This window comes from Microcoleus sp. A003_D6, assembly GCF_036702825.1.
In the GTDB taxonomy this organism is placed as follows: Bacteria; Cyanobacteriota; Cyanobacteriia; order Cyanobacteriales; family Microcoleaceae; genus Microcoleus.
Window position 1 is genome coordinate 12,467 of sequence record NZ_JAUBWA010000028.1, and the last position, 17,911, is coordinate 30,377.

Here is a 17,911-nt window from a genome sequence, read left to right on the forward strand (position 1 = left end):
CGGGCAGGATGCCCACCCCACAATCAAATCATTTGTTTGTGGAACAGGCATCTTGCCTGTTCTATTATTTTGTTAGGGCGGGCAGGATGCCCACCCCACAATCAAATCATTTGTTTGTGGAACAGGCATCTTGCCTGTTCTATTATTTTGTTAGGCTTACCTACTTAACTTACGGCAATTTGTTGCAATTCTTCATCACTCAATTTAACTTCGATCGCCTGCAAAGAGTCTTCAATACTCGATATTTTCGTCGCACCGGGAATCGGAACGACGCAAGGCGATTGTGCCATCAACCAAGCTAATACTATACAGTAAACTGAAACGTTTTTTTCTGCTGCTAATTTGGCGATCGCGGGCATATCTTGCAAGCTTGTGGCGCGGCGGCTTCCCCCGAGAGGACTCCAGGGGAAAAATGTCAGTTTTTCTGTTTCGCAATATTCCAAAACGCCGTCGGATTCCGGCTGTCTGTGCCACGGATTGTATTGATTCTGAACTGAGACAATTTCTACTGTATCGCGGGCGCGTTTGATTTGCTCTACAGAAAAGTTGGAAACTCCAATAAATCGAATCATTCCTGCTTCTACTGCTTCTTTTGCGGGTGCTAAGGCTGCTTCGATCGTATAAGCCGGATCTGGCGAGTGATATTGCCAAAGGTCGATCGGTTCCTGGCCGCCCAACGCTTCAAAACTTTCGCGAATTGTCTTGCGTAAATGGTGGGGGTTGCCGTTGCGCGTCCACGCACCTTGAGGCCGCATTAAGCCGCCTTTAGTGGCGACGGTGACAGCTCTAATATCTCCAGTATACTGTTGTAAAGCTTTGGCAATCAGTTCTTCGTTATGGTGTTTGTCGGATTGATCTTGGCAGTAGGAATCTGCGGTGTCAATTAGGGTGACACCCAAATCGAGGGCGCGGTGAATTACCTCAATTGATTGCGATTCTGGCGGTCTGCCGCTTAAGGACATCGGCATACATCCAAGACCGATCGCGCTGATAGTAAAATTAGTGTTTCCCAGTTTTTTTCTTTTCATTCGTTTGCCCTCGTTTGCGTGGTTTATTGAGAGTTTATATTTCCAGGATATGTTGAAATTTTACATTTTTCTTTAAGTATATAAGTAGATTGCAAAAAAAATGTAGAAAGTTGTAGGGGCGGATAAGGCGCGGATCTTTACTAGCCGGCAGTTTATTGATGCACTCACGCGCCCTCCCCGGGTAGCCGATTTATTTTCACTTAACTAGCTGGAAGCGCTGGTGTAAAAGCGGAGTGCGAATTGCCAGAAGTAGCGGGAGATAAATAAAAGCCCGATCGCCAATATTCCAGCCCCTGCGATCCAAACAATTTCACCTCTACCCAGCATCGCTTCTGCGGGCACAGTTGTCAAGAAGGCAACGGGAACGACGAAGGTGAAGAAAAATCGATAAGCTGCGGGATAAGCTGCCATTGGAAATCTACCCGCTTCTAACAATCCTCTGAGCACTTCGGTAACATTATAAATCTTGACAAACCAAATGCTGGTTGCACCTAACATAAACCATATACTATAAAGAGTAATAGTTGCGAATAACAGCGGTATTGCTGTTAAAAAATAGTTGCCGATTTCTACTCCCAACTTATTAGCAGCATACAGCAGCAATGTCGCGCCGAAGATTAAATCTGGGATTCCCCAAGGGGAGACTGTGTTTGCAGACAGCCAGAATTGGGAACTGATGGGTTTGAGGAGTACGAAATCGAGAGTACCTTGCTGCACTCGATCGACAATACGGCTGAGGTTGGGCGCGAGAAACGTTGACGAAAACCCCTGCAAAATAGTGAAAATACCGAGTACCACTAAGGCTTCTTCCCATTTCCACCCAGAAAACGTGTAACCGGTGCGGTAGAACAGAAACAGCCCGAACCAACTGCCAGCAAGGTTTCCGATGCTGCTGAGGGCTGCCAATAGAAAGTTGATTCGGTATTCTAGTTCGGCAGAAATCGCCGCACCCCAGAACAATTTCAGTACGTGCAAATATCGTCCCATATTTATAGCCATTTTTCACCGTTGAAATACTTAGATTTCATCCTATTGTAAAGCTTGTGTGAATTTAACTGCTTTATTGGCTTCCCATCTGACTATAATTTTAACTTATTTATAGAGCTTACTTAAGTAGTTATACGGAATCTTTATTAAATATTGTAAGCTGTTACGCATTTAAACCACCGGGCGGGGCCTGTAGGGTGCGTCAGCTAGAACACTTACGCTTACAAGGAAAACGAGAAAGGAGCCGTGGCACCCTACAATACTATTTTAAATGTGTAACAGCTTATAGCCTTTCTCAGAAAGATGAGGTACAATAACAGCAGTGTGTAAACCAGTTAAAAATATTTGACGATGTAACTTGTCCGAACGCAAACCAAGAGTGCTTTTCCTAACTCTTGATAATTAGTAGTCTGGATAGAACGGAGAATGATTTTAAGTTTTGACCGCAGATTTTCAATTGGTGAAAAATCTGGTGAATAAGGTGATAAGTATATTAATTTTGCCCTTTTTTTCGATCGCTTTTTTCACTTCTTCTCCCAGGTGAATGGGACAATTATCCATCACTACACAAGCACCTTTCCATAGTTTTGGCACAAATTTTCTGACAATAAAAGCTTCAAATGTAATTGCATCAGTTCCGCCTATTAGATTAACCGATGTCAAAATTTCATTGACTGACATTGCTCCAATTATTGAGACATTTTTGCCACGCGCAAGTTGGTTTTGGTTCCCTGGCTATTTCACCTTTTTGCATACCTAGCATATAACCTAACCATTGCCAAATTAACTCCCGATTCGTCAATGAATATTAAGTCTTTCAAACTAATCTTTTTAATGGTTTTCCAGAACTCACATCGCAGGATTTGAACTCGCTCCGTCCCTTTACCTGAAGGGAAGAGAGTTTTTTTTGACAGTAATGTTTAAGAGTTTTATCATTCTTCCTATTGTTGCTCTACTAACAGAAAATCCAATTTTTCCATAAAGTAAATAACGGAGTTCTTCAAGAGTTGCATCATCCTAAGCTTCAATCAATTCGGCCAAGATGAGTAGTTGTTCCGCATTCAGTTTGCCTTTGACTCCACATCGGTCAGTTCTCTGAGTAATGTTTTTTGTTTCACGATATTGTTTAAGCAATTTTTGTACAAAACTTAGAGCCACAGAAAAACGCTTAGCTATTGCTTTTTGTGAGATTGGTTCAGTATGATAAGTATCTAGGATTTTTTGCCGAAAATCAATCGAGTAAGCTTTCATTTTTAACAATGTATGATGTTTGGTACAAGTAAACGTGTTGTGAGTCAAGCATATGGTCAATTAGACATTTAGTCTAGAACCACTATTTCTAGGGGGTGAGGGGTGAAGCTTTTTATTGATTCGCAAACAGTCTCTTGAAATCGCCTAATTATCTAAGGTAATCTCCCGATTAATAAATCGGGAGATGATCGAATCTACTCAACAATCCAAGGAGTTAAACAAGGTGTCCAAGAACTCAATTCTTCTTCCTTAAACCAGAGGCTAATTTCCTGGGTTGCAGTTTCCACAGCATCAGAACCGTGAATAATATTGCGACCGACATTCACAGCCAAATCGCCGCGAATTGTCCCCGGTTCTGAATTCAGAGGATTTGTTGCGCCAATGATTTTTCTCGCTGACGCCACAACGCCGTCGCCTTCCCACACCATCGCCACCATCGGGCCCGAAGTGATGAAGTTTACCAATCCAGCAAAAAAGGGTCTTTCTTTGTGGACACCGTAATGCTGTTCGGCCAATTCGCGACTCGCCGTTATCAGCTTCATGCCAACTAGCGTAAAGCCTTTGGCTTCAAAACGACCGATAATTTCGCCAACGAGTCCGCGCTGTACGCCATCGGGCTTAATCGCTAAAAAAGTGCGTTCCAAGATTAACTCCTACAATTTTCTTAACTGATACCAATTTTTTATGAGGCTGCATAGAATCAGATCCCCCCTAACCCCCCTTAATAAGGGGGGGACAAGATTCCGCTCAAAGTCCCCCTTCTTAAGGGGGATTTAGGGGGATCGAAATATGTGCAACTTCACATTAAATTGGTATGATACAAAAAATAGATTAACTCAGAACGCACCCAAAGGCAATTCGCCCTGGGAAATTGTCATCTATACTCATTGCAACACCAGTCACTCTAGGTAATAGTACCATCGCTGTCAACCCCGATTTAGTCGTGGAACACAATATGATGTAAATCACACTCGATCGTGACTATAAACACAATTAAACATGATGTCAAATACAAAGATATTTCCTAAAAAACCTCGATAATCAAGCAAGGTGTGAAACCCCAGTTTAAATAACTTAGTGAGGGTGCGAGGCTATGAAAGAAGTTCTAGAATTCATTCAAACACAAAAGCAAGAATTTGCACACTTACGCTTATTTGCCTTTCTAGCAAATCAAAATACTTACCTGAAACAAAGACTAATTTTTGCACCTATACTCGCTCCTTTGGCTGTGGGATTGAGCGATTTAAATAAATATGTACTCCGAGAATCTTCTAGTAATAACAAAGTTCAGGAACTCATTAATAAATATACTTATAAGAAAAACTATTACTGGCAGGACTATCTAGAATACCTAGAGGAACTGGGCTTTAACCAATCAATGAGTTACGGTGATTTTAGACTACTTTGGGGTGAAGAAACTAAAAAAAACCGATCGCTGTGTTCAGTGCTCGAACGCTACGCTTGGAAAGCCTCTCCCATTCAGAAACTGGTGTTAGTGCAAGTCCTCGAAGAAACGGCAACAGTTTTTTTTGAGGCGGCGCTAGCAGTGGTAATGGAATTACAGGAAATTACCCAAAAAGAATGTGTTTATTTTGGAGGAGGTGATGTGGGGTTAGAAATTTATCACCTTTTAAACACGCCAGAGATGTTGCAAGTTTTAGCAGAAATAAAACTTACTAATGCGGAACGCCAAGCAGCTTTAGAATTAGCACAAAATGTATTTGAACTATTTACAGAAGCGATGAACGAGCTGTTGCGACACAGCCAAACAAATTCTTGCAATACTGTGCTGCAAGTATCCTCAATTTCTGCGTTCGCTCATTGCGCGATCGACTGTCTCGATAGTTATTAATATCAATTCCGGTTGCACTCCTCATGATAGTTGATTTTTGACCAAGAGTTTCTTGATGGTACAAGCCCCCGGATTTATCCGTGGAATCAATCCAAAATCTAAAATCTAAAATCCTCAAGCCCCTGAATTTATGCGTGGGATCAATCCAAAATCTAAAATCTAAAATCTAAAATCGAATGACTGTTGACTCGATTTTATGATGCAGATGCAACCGGAAACGAGATAATTTAAACAATCACTAAATTATCTCGGTGTACCGCCGTTTCTACACCCGCATAGCCTAATATCTCAGCAATTTTATCTGACTTGCAGCCCTGGATTTGTCTCAATTCTAAACTGCTATAATTCACCAGCCCTCTAGCAATTTGCTTGCCTGCTGCGTCGCACAACTGTACGGAATCATCAGCTTGAAATTCTCCTTCTACTCGAGCAATACCCGCAGCTAAAAGCGATTTTCCGCCGTGGGAAATTGCTTTGACAGCACCCGGATCTAAATAGAGTTTTCCTACCGGAATTAGCACGTTAGCTATCCAGTGTTTGCGAGCGTTTACAGGGCGCGGTTGAGGCTCGAATTGAGTGCCGATCGACTCTCCGTTAAGTATTTTCTCGATATTACCAGGAAAGCAGCCGTCTGTGATGACAGTGCGCACTCCCGATGCCGTGGCGATTCTCGCGGCTTCAATTTTTGTCACCATTCCGCCGGTTCCCCAACCGCTGCGGGAATCTCCTGTTTGTACCTGAAATTCTGTGAGCTGTGCCATACTTTGGACTAGGGCGATCGGCTGCGCGTCGGGATTGCTGCGCGGATCTGCCGAATACAGCCGATCGACATCCGTGAGCACAAACAACCAATCTGCTTCTACCAAACTCGCTACTAGCGCCGAAAGCGTGTCGTTATCGCCAAATTTGAGCTCGTCTACCGCTACAGTATCGTTTTCATTGACGATCGGAATCACGCCCAACCTGAGCAGTTGCCCAAAAGTATTGCAAGCGTTAACATAACTGTTGCGCTGCACTAAATCGCCCCTGGTGAGCAATACTTGAGCGATCGGCTGTTGTAGAGTAGTAAACAAGTCATCGTACACCCGCATCAACCGCCCTTGGCCCACGGCCGCCACAGCTTGTTTCAGAGCGATATTTCGCGGGCGTTCCGTCAAACCCAAGCGCGCACAGCCAACTCCAACCGCACCCGAAGAAACCAAGACTACTTGATTCCCTTGCTGCCGCAAATCCGCCAAAACTTCGACTAATGCAGCAATAGTTGAAAGAGCTAAGTTGCCCGTAGTCGATCGAGTCAGAGTCGAAGTTCCTATTTTAACAACAATAGTTTTAGTCATTAGTTAGTAGTCAGTAGTCAGTAGTCAGCAGTCAGTAGTTATTAGTAATAATATCATTTCCAGTAGACATCTCCAATAATTATTGTGGAACAGGCATCCTGCCTGTTCAAAGCTGGCTTTTCTGGAAATGTCTAGTTAATTATAACAAATGCTGTAGGGGAGGGTTCACCAAAATCGATGATTCACGTCCTGGATATTTATAAACCCGCCCTCCCCACTAATGACTAATGACTATTGACCGTTGACTAATGACTGATGACTATTGACTAATCTTTAATTTTCAGAGATGCTCCCAAAGCTTGAGAAACCCAAACTTCAAATGAGCGCATCGGATATTTCCGCACCGCCTCCCCAGCATCAACCATTGGTTCCACTAAAATAGTGAACATACCCAAACGATTGCCTGCTAAAACATCAGTAAAAAGTCGATCGCCCACCATCGCCACCTGTTCCACTGGCAAATTCATCGCAGTCAGGGCCCTTCGCAACTTGCGGCGGGACGGTTTAGCAGCACCAGTGATGTAAGGTAGATTCAAAGACTCAGCAATCCGACCGATCCGAGTCTGACTTAAATTATTGCTCGCCAACCACAGGGATACCACCGGTTTAATTTCTTCCACCCACAAGCTGAGTTCGGGAGAAGCATTTGTTGCTGTGAATGGGACGAGAGTTTCATCCACATCCAACACTAATCCTTTGATCTGATATTTTTCTAGAATATCAGCCGTTAAATTCACGATCGCAGTGCCGAGAACTAAGTCAGGCTGTAGTAGTTTACCCCAAGACATAAATATTAGTAATTGATAATTGGTAATTGGGAACTGGTAATTGGGAACTGGTAATTGGTAATTTATAATTGGTAATTTAGAATTGAAAATTGAAAATGGGTATTTGTTATTTGTTATTTGTTATTTGTTGCTTGTTAGTGGTTGGTGATAATAACTAATAACCAATTACCCATTACCAATTACCCATTACCAATTACCCATTTTCTCAGATTCGGTTATTGACCCGATCGCACTTGTCGGTCAACTTTAGCCACCGCAGCATCGTGTTCCGCCTGAGTGCGGCTGAAAATGTGAGTGCCGTCATACCGCGCCATAAAATACAGGTATTCTGTATTTTCTGGAGTCAGAGTCGCCTCCAAACTTGCTATTCCCGGAGATGCGATCGGAGTTGGCGGTAGTCCTACATTTATATAAGTGTTGTAAGGAGAAGGCGTTTCCACCTGCTTAAAAGTCAGAGGCTTCTCCTTAGTTTGCCTGATGCCGAGAGCATATTCAACTGTCGGGTCAGAACCCAACGGCATACCCATCTTCAGACGGTTGTTGAACACACCAGAAATGCGATTGCGCTCGCTGGCAACCACAGCTTCTTTTTCCACAATACTCGCCAAAGTCACCCATTCTTTGAGAGCGAGCTTAGTATTCTGCTGATTTTTTTGATAGACCGGCAAAGCCAGCCGCTCGAAACGATCGAGCATTTGCTTGATGACAGCTTCCGGGCTAATGGCATCGCCGTCTAGCTGATAAGTATCCGGGTACAAAAACCCTTCCAAATGAGGCAGGCCGCTCGGCAGCCAAGGGTATTGAGCGTAGGGAACTTGACTCGCCACCGCCATAAACTCCTTAGCCGGGAAAAAACCTTGCGCTTCAAAATAAGCGCTCATTTGTTGCAGCGACCACCCTTCTGGAATCGTGAAACTCTGCTGTACAACTTCACCTTTCCAAATTTTCTCAGCAACTGCACTCAGAGGCTGAGTCGGGGATAGTTGGTAAGTTCCTGCTTGAAAACCTCCGTCGCGGTTTTGCATAGTCAGCCAGCGAGCCCACATATTCCATGCCGAACTCGATCGAATTAAGCCCGCAGCCTCTAAATCCCTGCCGATTTTTTGACTGGGAGTACCCTCCGGGATTTGGATAGAAACAGCACCATCCTCTGCCGGATTCCCCGAAGAGGAAGCTATTTTAGGCGGGGCAGAAGCCCAGCTCCACCAAGCCCAGCCCTGCCAAGCGCAAACGCCCCAAATTGCCGGCAGCAACGCCAGATAAAACAACCATTTAGAGAGTTGCGGAGTACCTTTTCGGTTCTCGCGCGCGCTGCTTTTTGTCAGTTGTTGTTTACTCATAGTCCGTTGTCCTCGATAAGCGGCGGTTAACTAACGACTAATGACTGATGACCTGCGATTGATGGCCGAAAAGTTACGGATACAAGCCCTTTAAAAGGCAGAATTCAAAGACTCAATTCAACAGCCCGATCGCGAAGGCAGAAGGGGCAATCTCGAAAAAGTTCGATCGGGCGAGCAGTTTACTTTTTTATAAAATAGTAAAAAATTCTGCTTTTTGCCCTGCGGGCCTTCTGCCTTGAATTAATATCTAATCAAGCTCGTCAAAGAACTGGTCTTCCAGCATCGGCAACATCGGTTCCAGCCTTTGGAACTCTTCTTCCGAGAGCAATTCTGGCTTGCCGTCATCATTCATTCGAGCCAAGATAAAGAAGGGGTCGAGAGGCGTATAAATGGCATATTCCTGTTCTTCGTGGTAGAAGCTAGTCAGCCACATCAGCTCTTCAAAATCCGACTCCTCATCCGGATCGACATCGGGCGTCAAATCCTCGTCGGGAAATTCCGGCAACTCGCCAACCACAGTCAGCGTCACCGCCGTGCGCCGGAGTGCCAAGTTCTGCTCTTGCAGGACAACTCTAGCGGTATCAAAAATTTTGTCAATTTCGGTCTCGTCTTCTACAGGAATTGCTGCTTCGTCGGCTTCGTCTCCGTGCCAAGTAAAAATTTCTACCGGAGAGTCGATCGGAATGAGCAAAGCATATTCTTGACCTTCTAGGTTCATCGAATGTTCTATATTGCAAGTCAGCTCGCGCCCAAATTCATCCGTCAGGGTGACGGACTCTTCGTTGGAACTGCCATTCTCTTTGCGGTTTGGGGATGAGGACATCGCGTGTATCTTAATTTTCCGTCAATAATTCAGTAATGTTTGCTTGACAAATGGGAGTTTTCGTGGCGATATTCTGGTCGATCGGGATCGCCAGTCCGCAAGCTTAAACCGCGAGACTCGGGGCATTTTCCACGCGGAGAGTGCAGCGTTTAAATCTCAGTCGAGTCCGCAAGCGACAGTGAGGACAAATCACGATTTTGTGCTTCTTGAGTACCGAGGGTACAGCAGAATTTTCTCCAGTGTGTCAACGGTTACAGGTGTGCTTCGCAAACTTGCACAACTAGGATATCACGCCGTTGTTAAGCTAGTACGCATATAAAATGCTAATAGGGCATGGGGCATTGGGCATGGGGCATGGGGCATGGGGCATGGGGCATGGGGCATTGGGCATGGGGCATGGGGCATTGGGCATTGGGCATGGGGCATTGGGCATTGGGCATTGGGCATTGGGCATTGGGCATTGGGTAATTAATCTGCCTGCTGACTAATGACTAATGACTACTGACTAATGACTACTGACTAATGACTAATGACTAATGACTACTGACTAATGACTACTGACTACTGACTACTGACTATTTTTTGCCTCCGTTCGTCTAGCCACTGCTGCAAAATCAGGGCTGCTGCTTTGCGATCGATCGAACCCTTATTTTGCGACACCGAAATCCCTGCGGTTTTCATCAATTCCTCTGCCTCAACCGAAGTCAGGCGCTCGTCCGCGTACTCTAGAGGGAGCTCTAAGGCGGCGGCGAGGCGATTCGCATATTTCTGCACTTGTCGGGCTTGAGCGCCCAATTCTCCGCTCAGGGAGTAAGGCAAGCCTGCAACCAAAATTTGCACTCTCCGCTCTCGGACGAGCTCTCTGAGATAAGCTACGTCTCGATCGAAGGACGATCGTACCAGAGTTGTAATCCCCGTAGCTATTAAACCAGTGCCGTCACACCCGGCGATGCCGACTCGTTTGAGGCCGATATCCAATCCCAGTGCTGAAATCCATAATTTCTCGTTGGACATTATCAATCAATCAATTTTAGATTTTAGATTTTAGATTTTAGATTTGACCTCTTGCAAAAGTCCTTTTAATCAAATTTTGGAACGGGCATCTTGCCCGTTCCACAAGGAAAAATGTTTTTTGTGGGATGGGCATCTTGCCCGTCCTAGTTATTTTTGCAAGAGGTCTATTTTAGATTTACTTCTTTCTTACCAGAAGTTTTTTTAACAACCGCGAAGACGCGAAGCACCCAAAGGAAGAAGACAATAAAGCAATAAGAAGATAGGTAATTTTAAGTTGATATCAATCAAAAGCCAAAGGGATATTTTGGGATTATGACAGAAAAAAAGTAATTTATTGGATGATTAATTGTATTTTTTTATGCCTTATACCAATTTAATGTGAAGTTGCACATATCTCGATCCCCCCTAAATCCCCCTTAAGAAGGGGAGTAGGGGTTGACTTTGAGCGGAATCTTGTCCCCCCCTTATTAATGGGGGCTAGGGGGGATCTGATTCTATGCAGCCTCATAAAAAATTGGTATTATACCTTTTACCTTCTGCTTTCACTTATTAAGAATTGAGTTCTCCCGGCCAGCCTCCGTCTAGAGGTAACTCTGGCAATTTTAGAGGCAAAATGCTGCTGCCATCAGTTGCTGCCGATTCAGAATTCTGGCTGTTCAAGGGGTTAACTTGATTGGCTTGACCGTTTCCTGAGTCCACCAAAAATGGCTTGATCTCTGACGACGCGGGCCCGGCTGTTGTTTCCCCAGCCATCGGGCCGAGCCAGGACATCCGGCCCGGTACGGGTTTGCGAGTTGGCTGGAAGCTTTGCAGCATTTCTGATAGCTGGAGTCCTTCGAGAGAGACTAACTTGGACTCGCGCAATTTGTGCCATACCGATCGAGACATCAGCAAACTGTGGGACTGACGCACAGCTCCAAATTGCTCTAAATAAGCTTCCCGTTCCGGCTGATAGTCAGCGGAAGCCAGTTGCAGGCTTTGAACTGGGAAATCTTGAACTAGGCGCGCCATCTGGGATAGCAGTTCCGGGTAAAGCCAAGTGTAGGCCGGGTGTACCGTCAACTGGGCGACGTGCGGTTGCTGGCCGTTGCGGGATAGCTGCACCTGAAAATAGCCGATCGCGGCTTTGCGCTGCGGTTCAAACACGTAGCCGCTGACTACCTCGGTTTTTCCCAGCCACTGTCTGACACCTTCGACTAAAGCGCCGAAAAAACTGGTTTTGAAATCTTGAATGTGCCGATCGAATACTTGGCGCACCAGCGGCGGCATAGACGCGGTATCGAGTTGGTAGAGCAACTGAGCGTCGGCATTGCTGACCGGCAGCAGGTTGGGCAAATCTGGGGTCGAGGAAGCCATTTCTTGCAGGCGTTCTGGGGCGATCGTCCAGTAAGTCATCTGCGCCAAAGGCTGAAACCCGTTTTGCCGATACAAAGCGAGGGAAGTGTTGTCGCCTACATTCACTTCCAACAGCCACGTCCGCGCCTCCCAGACTGCCTCAAAGCAGTACCGCAGCAGCATGGAACCAATTCCTTTGCTGCGGGCTTCCGGGTCTACTCCTAGGCGATCGATCCGCCAAGTGCTGCGGGTGCGGTTGAAAGGAGAAATCTGAATTATGCCCTTAACTCTCCCCTCTTCTTCGGCAACGTGGGCCCGGAACAGGGACTGACAAGGGTTGGGAAACAAGCTAAAAATCTTTAGCAGTCCGTACCAGCGGCGAATCTGCTGTAACTTTCTACCTAGTACCAAGTCGCAGCTTGCACTTTTGCCGTTTTCTGGCTCGTCGGCTGTTTCCGCGCACAGTTGTTCCATCGCCTCGATGTCGCGGTACTGAAACGGGCGAATCACAACCGGGTTTTGGTTTTGGGAGGGAAATGAAGTCATAGCACGAAAGTGGGGAAGGGAAATTTAAAAATAAAAATTCAGAAAGGGGAAGAGTTAGGGAAGTTTTGAGTTTTGAGTGCGTAAATTTTGAGTTCAAAACTTAAAACTTTTCATTCTTCTCCCTTTCTTGCTCGATCGAAAATTAAAAATTTCAAATCATCTTTTTGAATTTTTAATTTTCTGTTTTCAACTCAAGATTTTTGTGGCAGAGGTCGAATTAAAACGACCGGTGTTCGCTCGTCACCATTCCCGGCGGGGTTGCTTCGCAAGGCTTGCTCTAAGAATGTTACCGATAAATCGGAGGTCGCTGCTAATATCTTAACTGCTTTCAAGTCATTAGCGTCTACGATCGCCGCGGCAAGTCCGGTTTCTCGTTGAATTTCTTCTACAACTTGCTGGGGATTGTCCGGGCCGAGGACAATAAATTGGTCGAAGGGAGGCAAAGTCCCGGTAACGTCGTCGATCAGTCTGGCTTGTTCCCCTGCTAGTTGGTAAAAGACTCCCGGTTTGCCAAATATTTTAGCCGCAGCGCCGATCGCAAATGCTGCTACTACGCGCCAAGGGCCAACTACATCAACCAACGTCTGCATCCCGCAAGCTGTGGCCAAACTCGACGTGGGCAAGAAAAACAAGCACACTCGCTTTGCCACCCATCCGGGTTTGACTTCGCTGGGATGGCGGTAGCGTCCCTGCATCAAAGCTAGGGGAGTTTCTGCAAGGGCGACAATATCGCCTTTCTGGGCGCGCGGCAAAACGTAACGCTTGACAATTTCGACGGGATTGTCGAGTTCCGCCAGTATGTGAGTGCGAATCGGCAAGACTTCTGCAACTCCGACATTTCTGGCGATGGGTACGGTGTCCGAGTTGGGAAATTGCAGGGGAACTACTACGTTGCGGACTTTCGGGATGCGGCCGCCCGGGCCGTAGGTGACGAAGTGTACTTGCACCCAAGCTGACTGCAATTTGGTTAAATCTTGCCCTTGAATGTCTACAGAAACTTTAATTTTCGTGGTTTTTTGGGCTTTAACAATATAGCCGAACCAGTAATCGTCCGATCGGGCTGTTGCATCTTTGTGGCAAGGAATCACCTTTGTCTGGGAAGTAACGCCATCTAAACTTCCGTCTGACAGCAGTTTCACCTGTGCCCGCACTTCCGGCAACATCACCTCAAAGCGCTGTGTCAGGTTGCGGAACTCCATTTCCCCGACTAAAAGATAGCGGTTGGGTTCCGAGATGGCTAAGTGCCATTCTCCGGCTGTTAGTTCTAGTTTATTTGCACTCCCAGTCCGGCGATAGTTCAACTCTAGGCCCAATCCGCCCAATGCCAGCAGCGAACCGGCTGCTGCGATTCCTGTTGCTAAAGTGTCAATCACTCAAATCACCGCCAATAATATTTTGTGTTTACTGTAGTCGATATCGGGTACTTCGAGATCCGATCCGGTAGTAATTTGGGATTGTGGGGGTTGTTGGGGTTGGCGTTGGGGTTGGGGTTGGGGAGCGCAATAGACCTCTTGCAAAAATCCTTTTAATCAAATTCTGGAACGGGCATCTTGCCCGTTCCACAAGAAAAAAAATTTTGTGGGATGGGCCGGAGAGCCCGTCCTAGTTATTTTTGCAAGAGGTCTAATGGGCGATCGGTTTTTAACAAAATCAACTAAATGTTAGAATTTTGACAAAGTTCTTCAACCGATTTCATTGGTAGATAAAGCTTCATCGGGTTTTGTTTAAACTTTTGAAAACCATATTTTTGATAGAACTTGGCTGCTGGCTCATCCAGAGCTTCTGCAATGACAGCGAGAGATGCAACTTGTGCAGTTGCCAAGAGTGCTTTTGTCAAAGCATCTATCAGAATCAACTCGCCGAGATGTTGACCTTGGTAAGTACGATCGACTGCCAAACGACCGAGCAATGTAGCAGGTAGAAGGGGATAGCGGGGCAGCTTTTTTGCAAAAGATTCATTCAAATCTGCGAGTTCAATGGTGTATGCAGAAAGCGTATAATAGGCAATCACATCAGTGTTGGAAGACTCCACTAAAACGAATACGATTGCGACTTTCTTTTTGAGATCCTGAGAAGCTTGTTTGCGGATGTAAGCTGTTGTGCATTTAAATTGTATATTTCGAGTCCCGATCGAAAATCGTCAAATCCTCTCCCCCTCTCCCCTTCTCCCTCTCTCCCTCTCTAATACCATAGGCAATCTAGATGCAACACAGCTTAGTTGTCCAAACTATCTTGTCCACAACAAAAAAGCTCTCTGTGATGTCTGCTGCTATCTAATAGTTCAATTGTGAGTACCATCGCCCATGACTTGTTTGTAGCGCAAGGCTGCTGCTTTGAGAGCTTGATTCGGCTGGGTTGGATTACGGAGGGCATTTACGAAAGCCTCGCTGTCGTCAAGGTCAAGTTTCAGTCTTTGGTGCTGTTCAATAACTTTGGAAGCGACTGCTTGAACGCTGGCGATGACGAAATCTGTTAAGGTACGTCCTTCTAAGTCAGCGGCTTTTTGCCAAAGGGCTTTAATCTCTGGACTGATACGAGCCTCCAATCGGGCTGACGGTTCCGATTTAGTAGTTTTAGTCATACAAAATACGGTTTATCTCATTTATCCATTATATACGGCACTTTGCCGTATGTCACGCTAAAAGTTAGGGAGCGATCGAGCTTGTGTAAAAATACAGGTAAGTGCGATCGATCGAAAGTCTGCGGTAAAATATCCGAATACACGTACAGTGTTTTAGGTTTATGGCACTTGCTAAAAAAGGCACGAGGCTAATCAATGTTAATGATGTTGAATACCGCTGGATTGTCCACCCGGACGATGAACCTGGTATGGAAACTGGTCTGCTAATCTTTGTAGAGTATGCGGACAATCCAGGACAGAGAATGATTACCTGGGTCGAGTACGGTAACATCATTTCACCTTGGTTGGTAAGGAGTGCTATCTTACACGCCCTCGATCGAGGTTGGTATCCACAACAAAAAGGACAGCAGATAGTTTTTCGGCTCGAAGGGATCGTCTCAAGGGAGGGTAATTGGACTGGAGTACCATCTGAACATAAAACAGCGTGGCAAGAAGTGTTTCAGGCATCTCAAGAGTCGCTCCATCTATCAGCAGCGTGTCCTGTTTGTAGAGTTGCTGCTTTGTGTCGCTGGTATTACATAGGAGGAAAACCCATTAAGACAGAAATTGCAGGGGTAACATTCGTTGTAAATGGTGATTTATGGGAATGGTGTAGTAACTGTCATATCTTTCAACACTATTCTTGTTTAGTTCCACGTTGGTGGTCATCTGACTTAGATGTTGATACAAAGAAACTTACCGCTTTACCTAAAGCGATTGAAAAAGCCATGAAAGCGAGAGATATAAGCTTCTATTCCAACTCGAGTAAAATTGCTAGTTTTTGACCTATAAAGGGAGATAATTGAGCGATGGATAAATTTGGATTGAGGAGGATTGGACAGAATCCCCGACTGCTTTAAGAAGTCGGGTGTCTAACAGATTCCGCGTTTTACCTGACCAACCTTGCTCTCACTTCATCCGCCGATAACTGAGTAAATTGTTCTACAAACAATGTCAATTGATCTACAGGCATTGCTATTAAATTGGTAACGGCGGTAGGCAGAATATCCCCCAATTCATTTTGGCGGATTTTTAAAACATTTTCTGCTAATAACCTCACCGCTTGTTGTTTTCCGGGTTCATCGACGGTTAGCATGGATATTGCCAGCAACAACATCGTAAATTCCGCTGCGGGTAACTTTGATATTGGAGATAACAAAGCAGTCATTTGTGAGTTGATTTCTCCAAATCTTACTTGCAGAAAATTTTCTAAAATTAAACGCTGTTGTGATTGTCTTCCTTGTTCAATTCCTTGTTCAATTCCTTGTTCAATTCCTTGTTCAATTCCTTGTTCAATTCCTCGTTCAATTCCTCGTTCAATTCCTTGTTGTTGTGCGGCTTCTAACTGTTCTCTAAAAAGTGATGGGATCGCCATAATTAACTCCCGCTCTTCTGGCTGTAACTCTTGTTCGGTATCGGTTACTAAGTTTGACTGTAACTGATACAACAATTCTAGCGCGATAATCCGTAACGGATCGTCGGTTGCTAAACTTCTCAACTGGTCGATCGCCCTTTGCTGCACTTTCCCTTTCCCTAAAATCCTCAACCACATGGTTTCGGGAGTTTCTGACAATTGGTGAATCACCACAATTGCCGATTTCAAATGCCTGGGCAAAAAATAAATGCCCTCCATCCAATGCTCAGGCTTGGGTATCGCACCAAAACCCTCCAGCATTGCTTTCGATGCTGTAGGTGTCAAAATCCACAGTGTCGGCAAGTTAGCATCATCATAGCGAGTATTTTCTCTTCTGGCTTGCCGCTCCAATTCACCTCGCAAATCCCATAACTTACTCATACAGCTAATGACTTCGCCGACAGTTACTGGATTGCGAAACGGTTCAAAAATTGCCGCCGTCTCAGCCATTTTTCCCAACAACCCTAAAGTTGCTGAGTATTCAGGAATTACAGTCATAGGAATGAAATAAACATCGATTTCTCGGACTTCGGCAGTAACATCATGCCCGATATTCACCGTCCCGATGGGAGACAGCAGTTCTGTCAACAAGTCTTTGGCAAAGCGATCGTGAATAAATCGCGTCATAAAAATTGCTTGTCATATTTTGTGATTAAATTCTATCATATTATCGTCGGATATTTAAGATATTTTATCTAACAACCAGCAGACAAACATAAAAAAATAAAACACTCAGATGCCCGGCTTCTTTAAGAAGTCGGGCATCTAACAGATATCGCATTTTACGTTCATTTAGAATGCAAGCTGCAATCAATATCCAATTTGCAAAGTCACAGAAGCTTCAATCTGCTGTTCCCCTCCCACCACAGGCGTTGTAGCATCAGCAGCACCACCAAGGCGAGCCAATTGCCGGTACATTGGAGGCGGCGCGATCGCACCGTTGACTTGAATGCCCAGAATGTCTCCCCGCTTGAGGTTGAGGGCGCTCAACACTGCATCCGCTTGCGATTGAGCGTCTTGAGTTGCTTTTTTGAGTGCTTGTTTTCGAGCTTGTTCGATCGCACTGTCGGCGGCCACAAAGCTCACACCGTCGATGCGTGTGGCTCCGGCATTCACCGCATCGTCGAGCAAAGTGCCGGCAGATGCAGTATTAATCCGAAAACTGACGGTATTCGTAGCAGTATACCCTATTAAGCGCGGTTGCTCGTTTTGGTAGCTGTAAGTTGGACTGAGGGTGATGCCGGCAGTTTCAAGTTTTTCGACTTGGCGCGATCGCAGCAACTCTACCACAGCGGACGATCGCCTCGCCGCTTCCTGCTGCACCTCGGCCGCCGTTTTCCCCACCACCTCAACCCCCAGCCGCACTTGCGTTTGAGTTGTAGGAATCGCTTCTACACCCCGCCCAGTGACACTCAGCGTTCTGAGCCGCTGCTCTTGAGCTACCGCCGGATCTAATCCCACGAAACTGACGAGAGTTAAGGTTAAACACAAGGCTGTTACCAGACTGCGGAAATTAATGCGATCGCGACGTTGCAAATTTGAATTCATAAACTTGATTCTCCTCACATACAACAGA

16 protein-coding genes and 1 pseudogene are annotated in these 17,911 nt (G+C 45.5%); 2 read left to right on the top strand and 15 right to left on the bottom strand.

What is annotated here, in order from left to right; translation table 11 throughout:
• Positions 1-164: 164 nt before the first annotated feature.
• From QUB70_RS10395 to ndk, 4 genes and pseudogenes are all read right to left on the bottom strand, one after another.
• Positions 165-1,028: an aldo/keto reductase gene (locus QUB70_RS10395; RefSeq protein WP_332980111.1), complete on the bottom strand. Its 864-nt coding sequence runs from the start codon at positions 1,026-1,028 to the stop codon at positions 165-167.
• A gap of 204 nt (positions 1,029-1,232) precedes the next feature.
• Positions 1,233-2,027, bottom strand: a complete 795-nt coding sequence (locus QUB70_RS10400) for an ABC transporter permease (RefSeq protein WP_442927762.1) — start codon at positions 2,025-2,027, stop codon at positions 1,233-1,235.
• A 283-nt stretch (positions 2,028-2,310) separates the two neighbouring features.
• A pseudogene (locus QUB70_RS10405) lies at positions 2,311-3,266 on the bottom strand (IS630 family transposase).
• 194 nt (positions 3,267-3,460) lie between these two features.
• The gene (gene ndk, locus QUB70_RS10410; protein ID WP_332980112.1) at positions 3,461-3,910 is read right to left on the bottom strand and encodes a nucleoside-diphosphate kinase; all 450 of its coding nucleotides are present in this window, start codon (positions 3,908-3,910) and stop codon (positions 3,461-3,463) included.
• A gap of 449 nt (positions 3,911-4,359) precedes the next feature.
• On the opposite strand from ndk, the gene QUB70_RS10415 reads away from it, so the two are divergent.
• Positions 4,360-5,118 (top strand): hypothetical protein, encoded by a 759-nt coding sequence (locus QUB70_RS10415; RefSeq protein ID WP_332980113.1) that lies wholly within the window; start codon positions 4,360-4,362, stop codon positions 5,116-5,118.
• A 227-nt stretch (positions 5,119-5,345) separates the two neighbouring features.
• On the opposite strand, the gene proB is transcribed toward QUB70_RS10415, so the two are convergent.
• The 9 genes from proB to QUB70_RS10460 form a co-directional block, all read right to left on the bottom strand.
• Positions 5,346-6,455, bottom strand: coding sequence for a glutamate 5-kinase (gene proB, locus QUB70_RS10420; protein WP_332980114.1), 1,110 nt, complete (start codon positions 6,453-6,455; stop codon positions 5,346-5,348).
• Positions 6,456-6,721: 266 nt separating this feature from the next.
• Positions 6,722-7,243: a YqeG family HAD IIIA-type phosphatase gene (locus QUB70_RS10425; protein ID WP_332980115.1), complete on the bottom strand. Its 522-nt coding sequence runs from the start codon at positions 7,241-7,243 to the stop codon at positions 6,722-6,724.
• A 215-nt stretch (positions 7,244-7,458) separates the two neighbouring features.
• Complete coding sequence (gene mltG / locus QUB70_RS10430; protein WP_332980116.1) at positions 7,459-8,583, bottom strand: endolytic transglycosylase MltG; 1,125 nt, start codon at positions 8,581-8,583, stop codon at positions 7,459-7,461.
• Between the two features lie 247 nt (positions 8,584-8,830).
• On the bottom strand, positions 8,831-9,406 hold the full coding sequence (locus QUB70_RS10435) for a DUF3727 domain-containing protein (RefSeq protein ID WP_332980117.1): 576 nt from the start codon (positions 9,404-9,406) through the stop codon (positions 8,831-8,833).
• Positions 9,407-9,967: 561 nt separating this feature from the next.
• Complete coding sequence (ruvX, locus tag QUB70_RS10440) at positions 9,968-10,420, bottom strand: Holliday junction resolvase RuvX (RefSeq protein ID WP_332980118.1); 453 nt, start codon at positions 10,418-10,420, stop codon at positions 9,968-9,970.
• 549 nt (positions 10,421-10,969) lie between these two features.
• Positions 10,970-12,301: a GNAT family N-acetyltransferase gene (locus QUB70_RS10445; RefSeq protein WP_332980119.1), complete on the bottom strand. Its 1,332-nt coding sequence runs from the start codon at positions 12,299-12,301 to the stop codon at positions 10,970-10,972.
• A gap of 191 nt (positions 12,302-12,492) precedes the next feature.
• Complete coding sequence (locus QUB70_RS10450) at positions 12,493-13,674, bottom strand: F420-0:Gamma-glutamyl ligase (RefSeq protein ID WP_332980120.1); 1,182 nt, start codon at positions 13,672-13,674, stop codon at positions 12,493-12,495.
• Positions 13,675-13,955: 281 nt separating this feature from the next.
• Complete coding sequence (locus tag QUB70_RS10455; protein WP_332980122.1) at positions 13,956-14,333, bottom strand: GNAT family N-acetyltransferase; 378 nt, start codon at positions 14,331-14,333, stop codon at positions 13,956-13,958.
• A 249-nt stretch (positions 14,334-14,582) separates the two neighbouring features.
• Complete coding sequence (locus QUB70_RS10460) at positions 14,583-14,882, bottom strand: type II toxin-antitoxin system TacA family antitoxin (RefSeq protein WP_332980123.1); 300 nt, start codon at positions 14,880-14,882, stop codon at positions 14,583-14,585.
• A gap of 161 nt (positions 14,883-15,043) precedes the next feature.
• Between QUB70_RS10460 and QUB70_RS10465 the strand changes: the two genes are divergently transcribed.
• Positions 15,044-15,706, top strand: coding sequence for a hypothetical protein (locus QUB70_RS10465; RefSeq protein ID WP_332980124.1), 663 nt, complete (start codon positions 15,044-15,046; stop codon positions 15,704-15,706).
• Positions 15,707-15,810: 104 nt separating this feature from the next.
• On the opposite strand, the gene QUB70_RS10470 is transcribed toward QUB70_RS10465, so the two are convergent.
• Positions 15,811-16,962 carry a flagellar assembly protein H gene (locus QUB70_RS10470; RefSeq protein WP_332980125.1) on the bottom strand — a complete coding sequence of 384 codons (1,152 nt, stop codon included), beginning with the start codon at positions 16,960-16,962 and terminating at the stop codon, positions 15,811-15,813.
• Positions 16,963-17,145: 183 nt separating this feature from the next.
• Positions 17,146-17,883: an SIMPL domain-containing protein gene (locus QUB70_RS10475; RefSeq protein ID WP_332980127.1), complete on the bottom strand. Its 738-nt coding sequence runs from the start codon at positions 17,881-17,883 to the stop codon at positions 17,146-17,148.
• Positions 17,884-17,911: the final 28 nt, after the last annotated feature.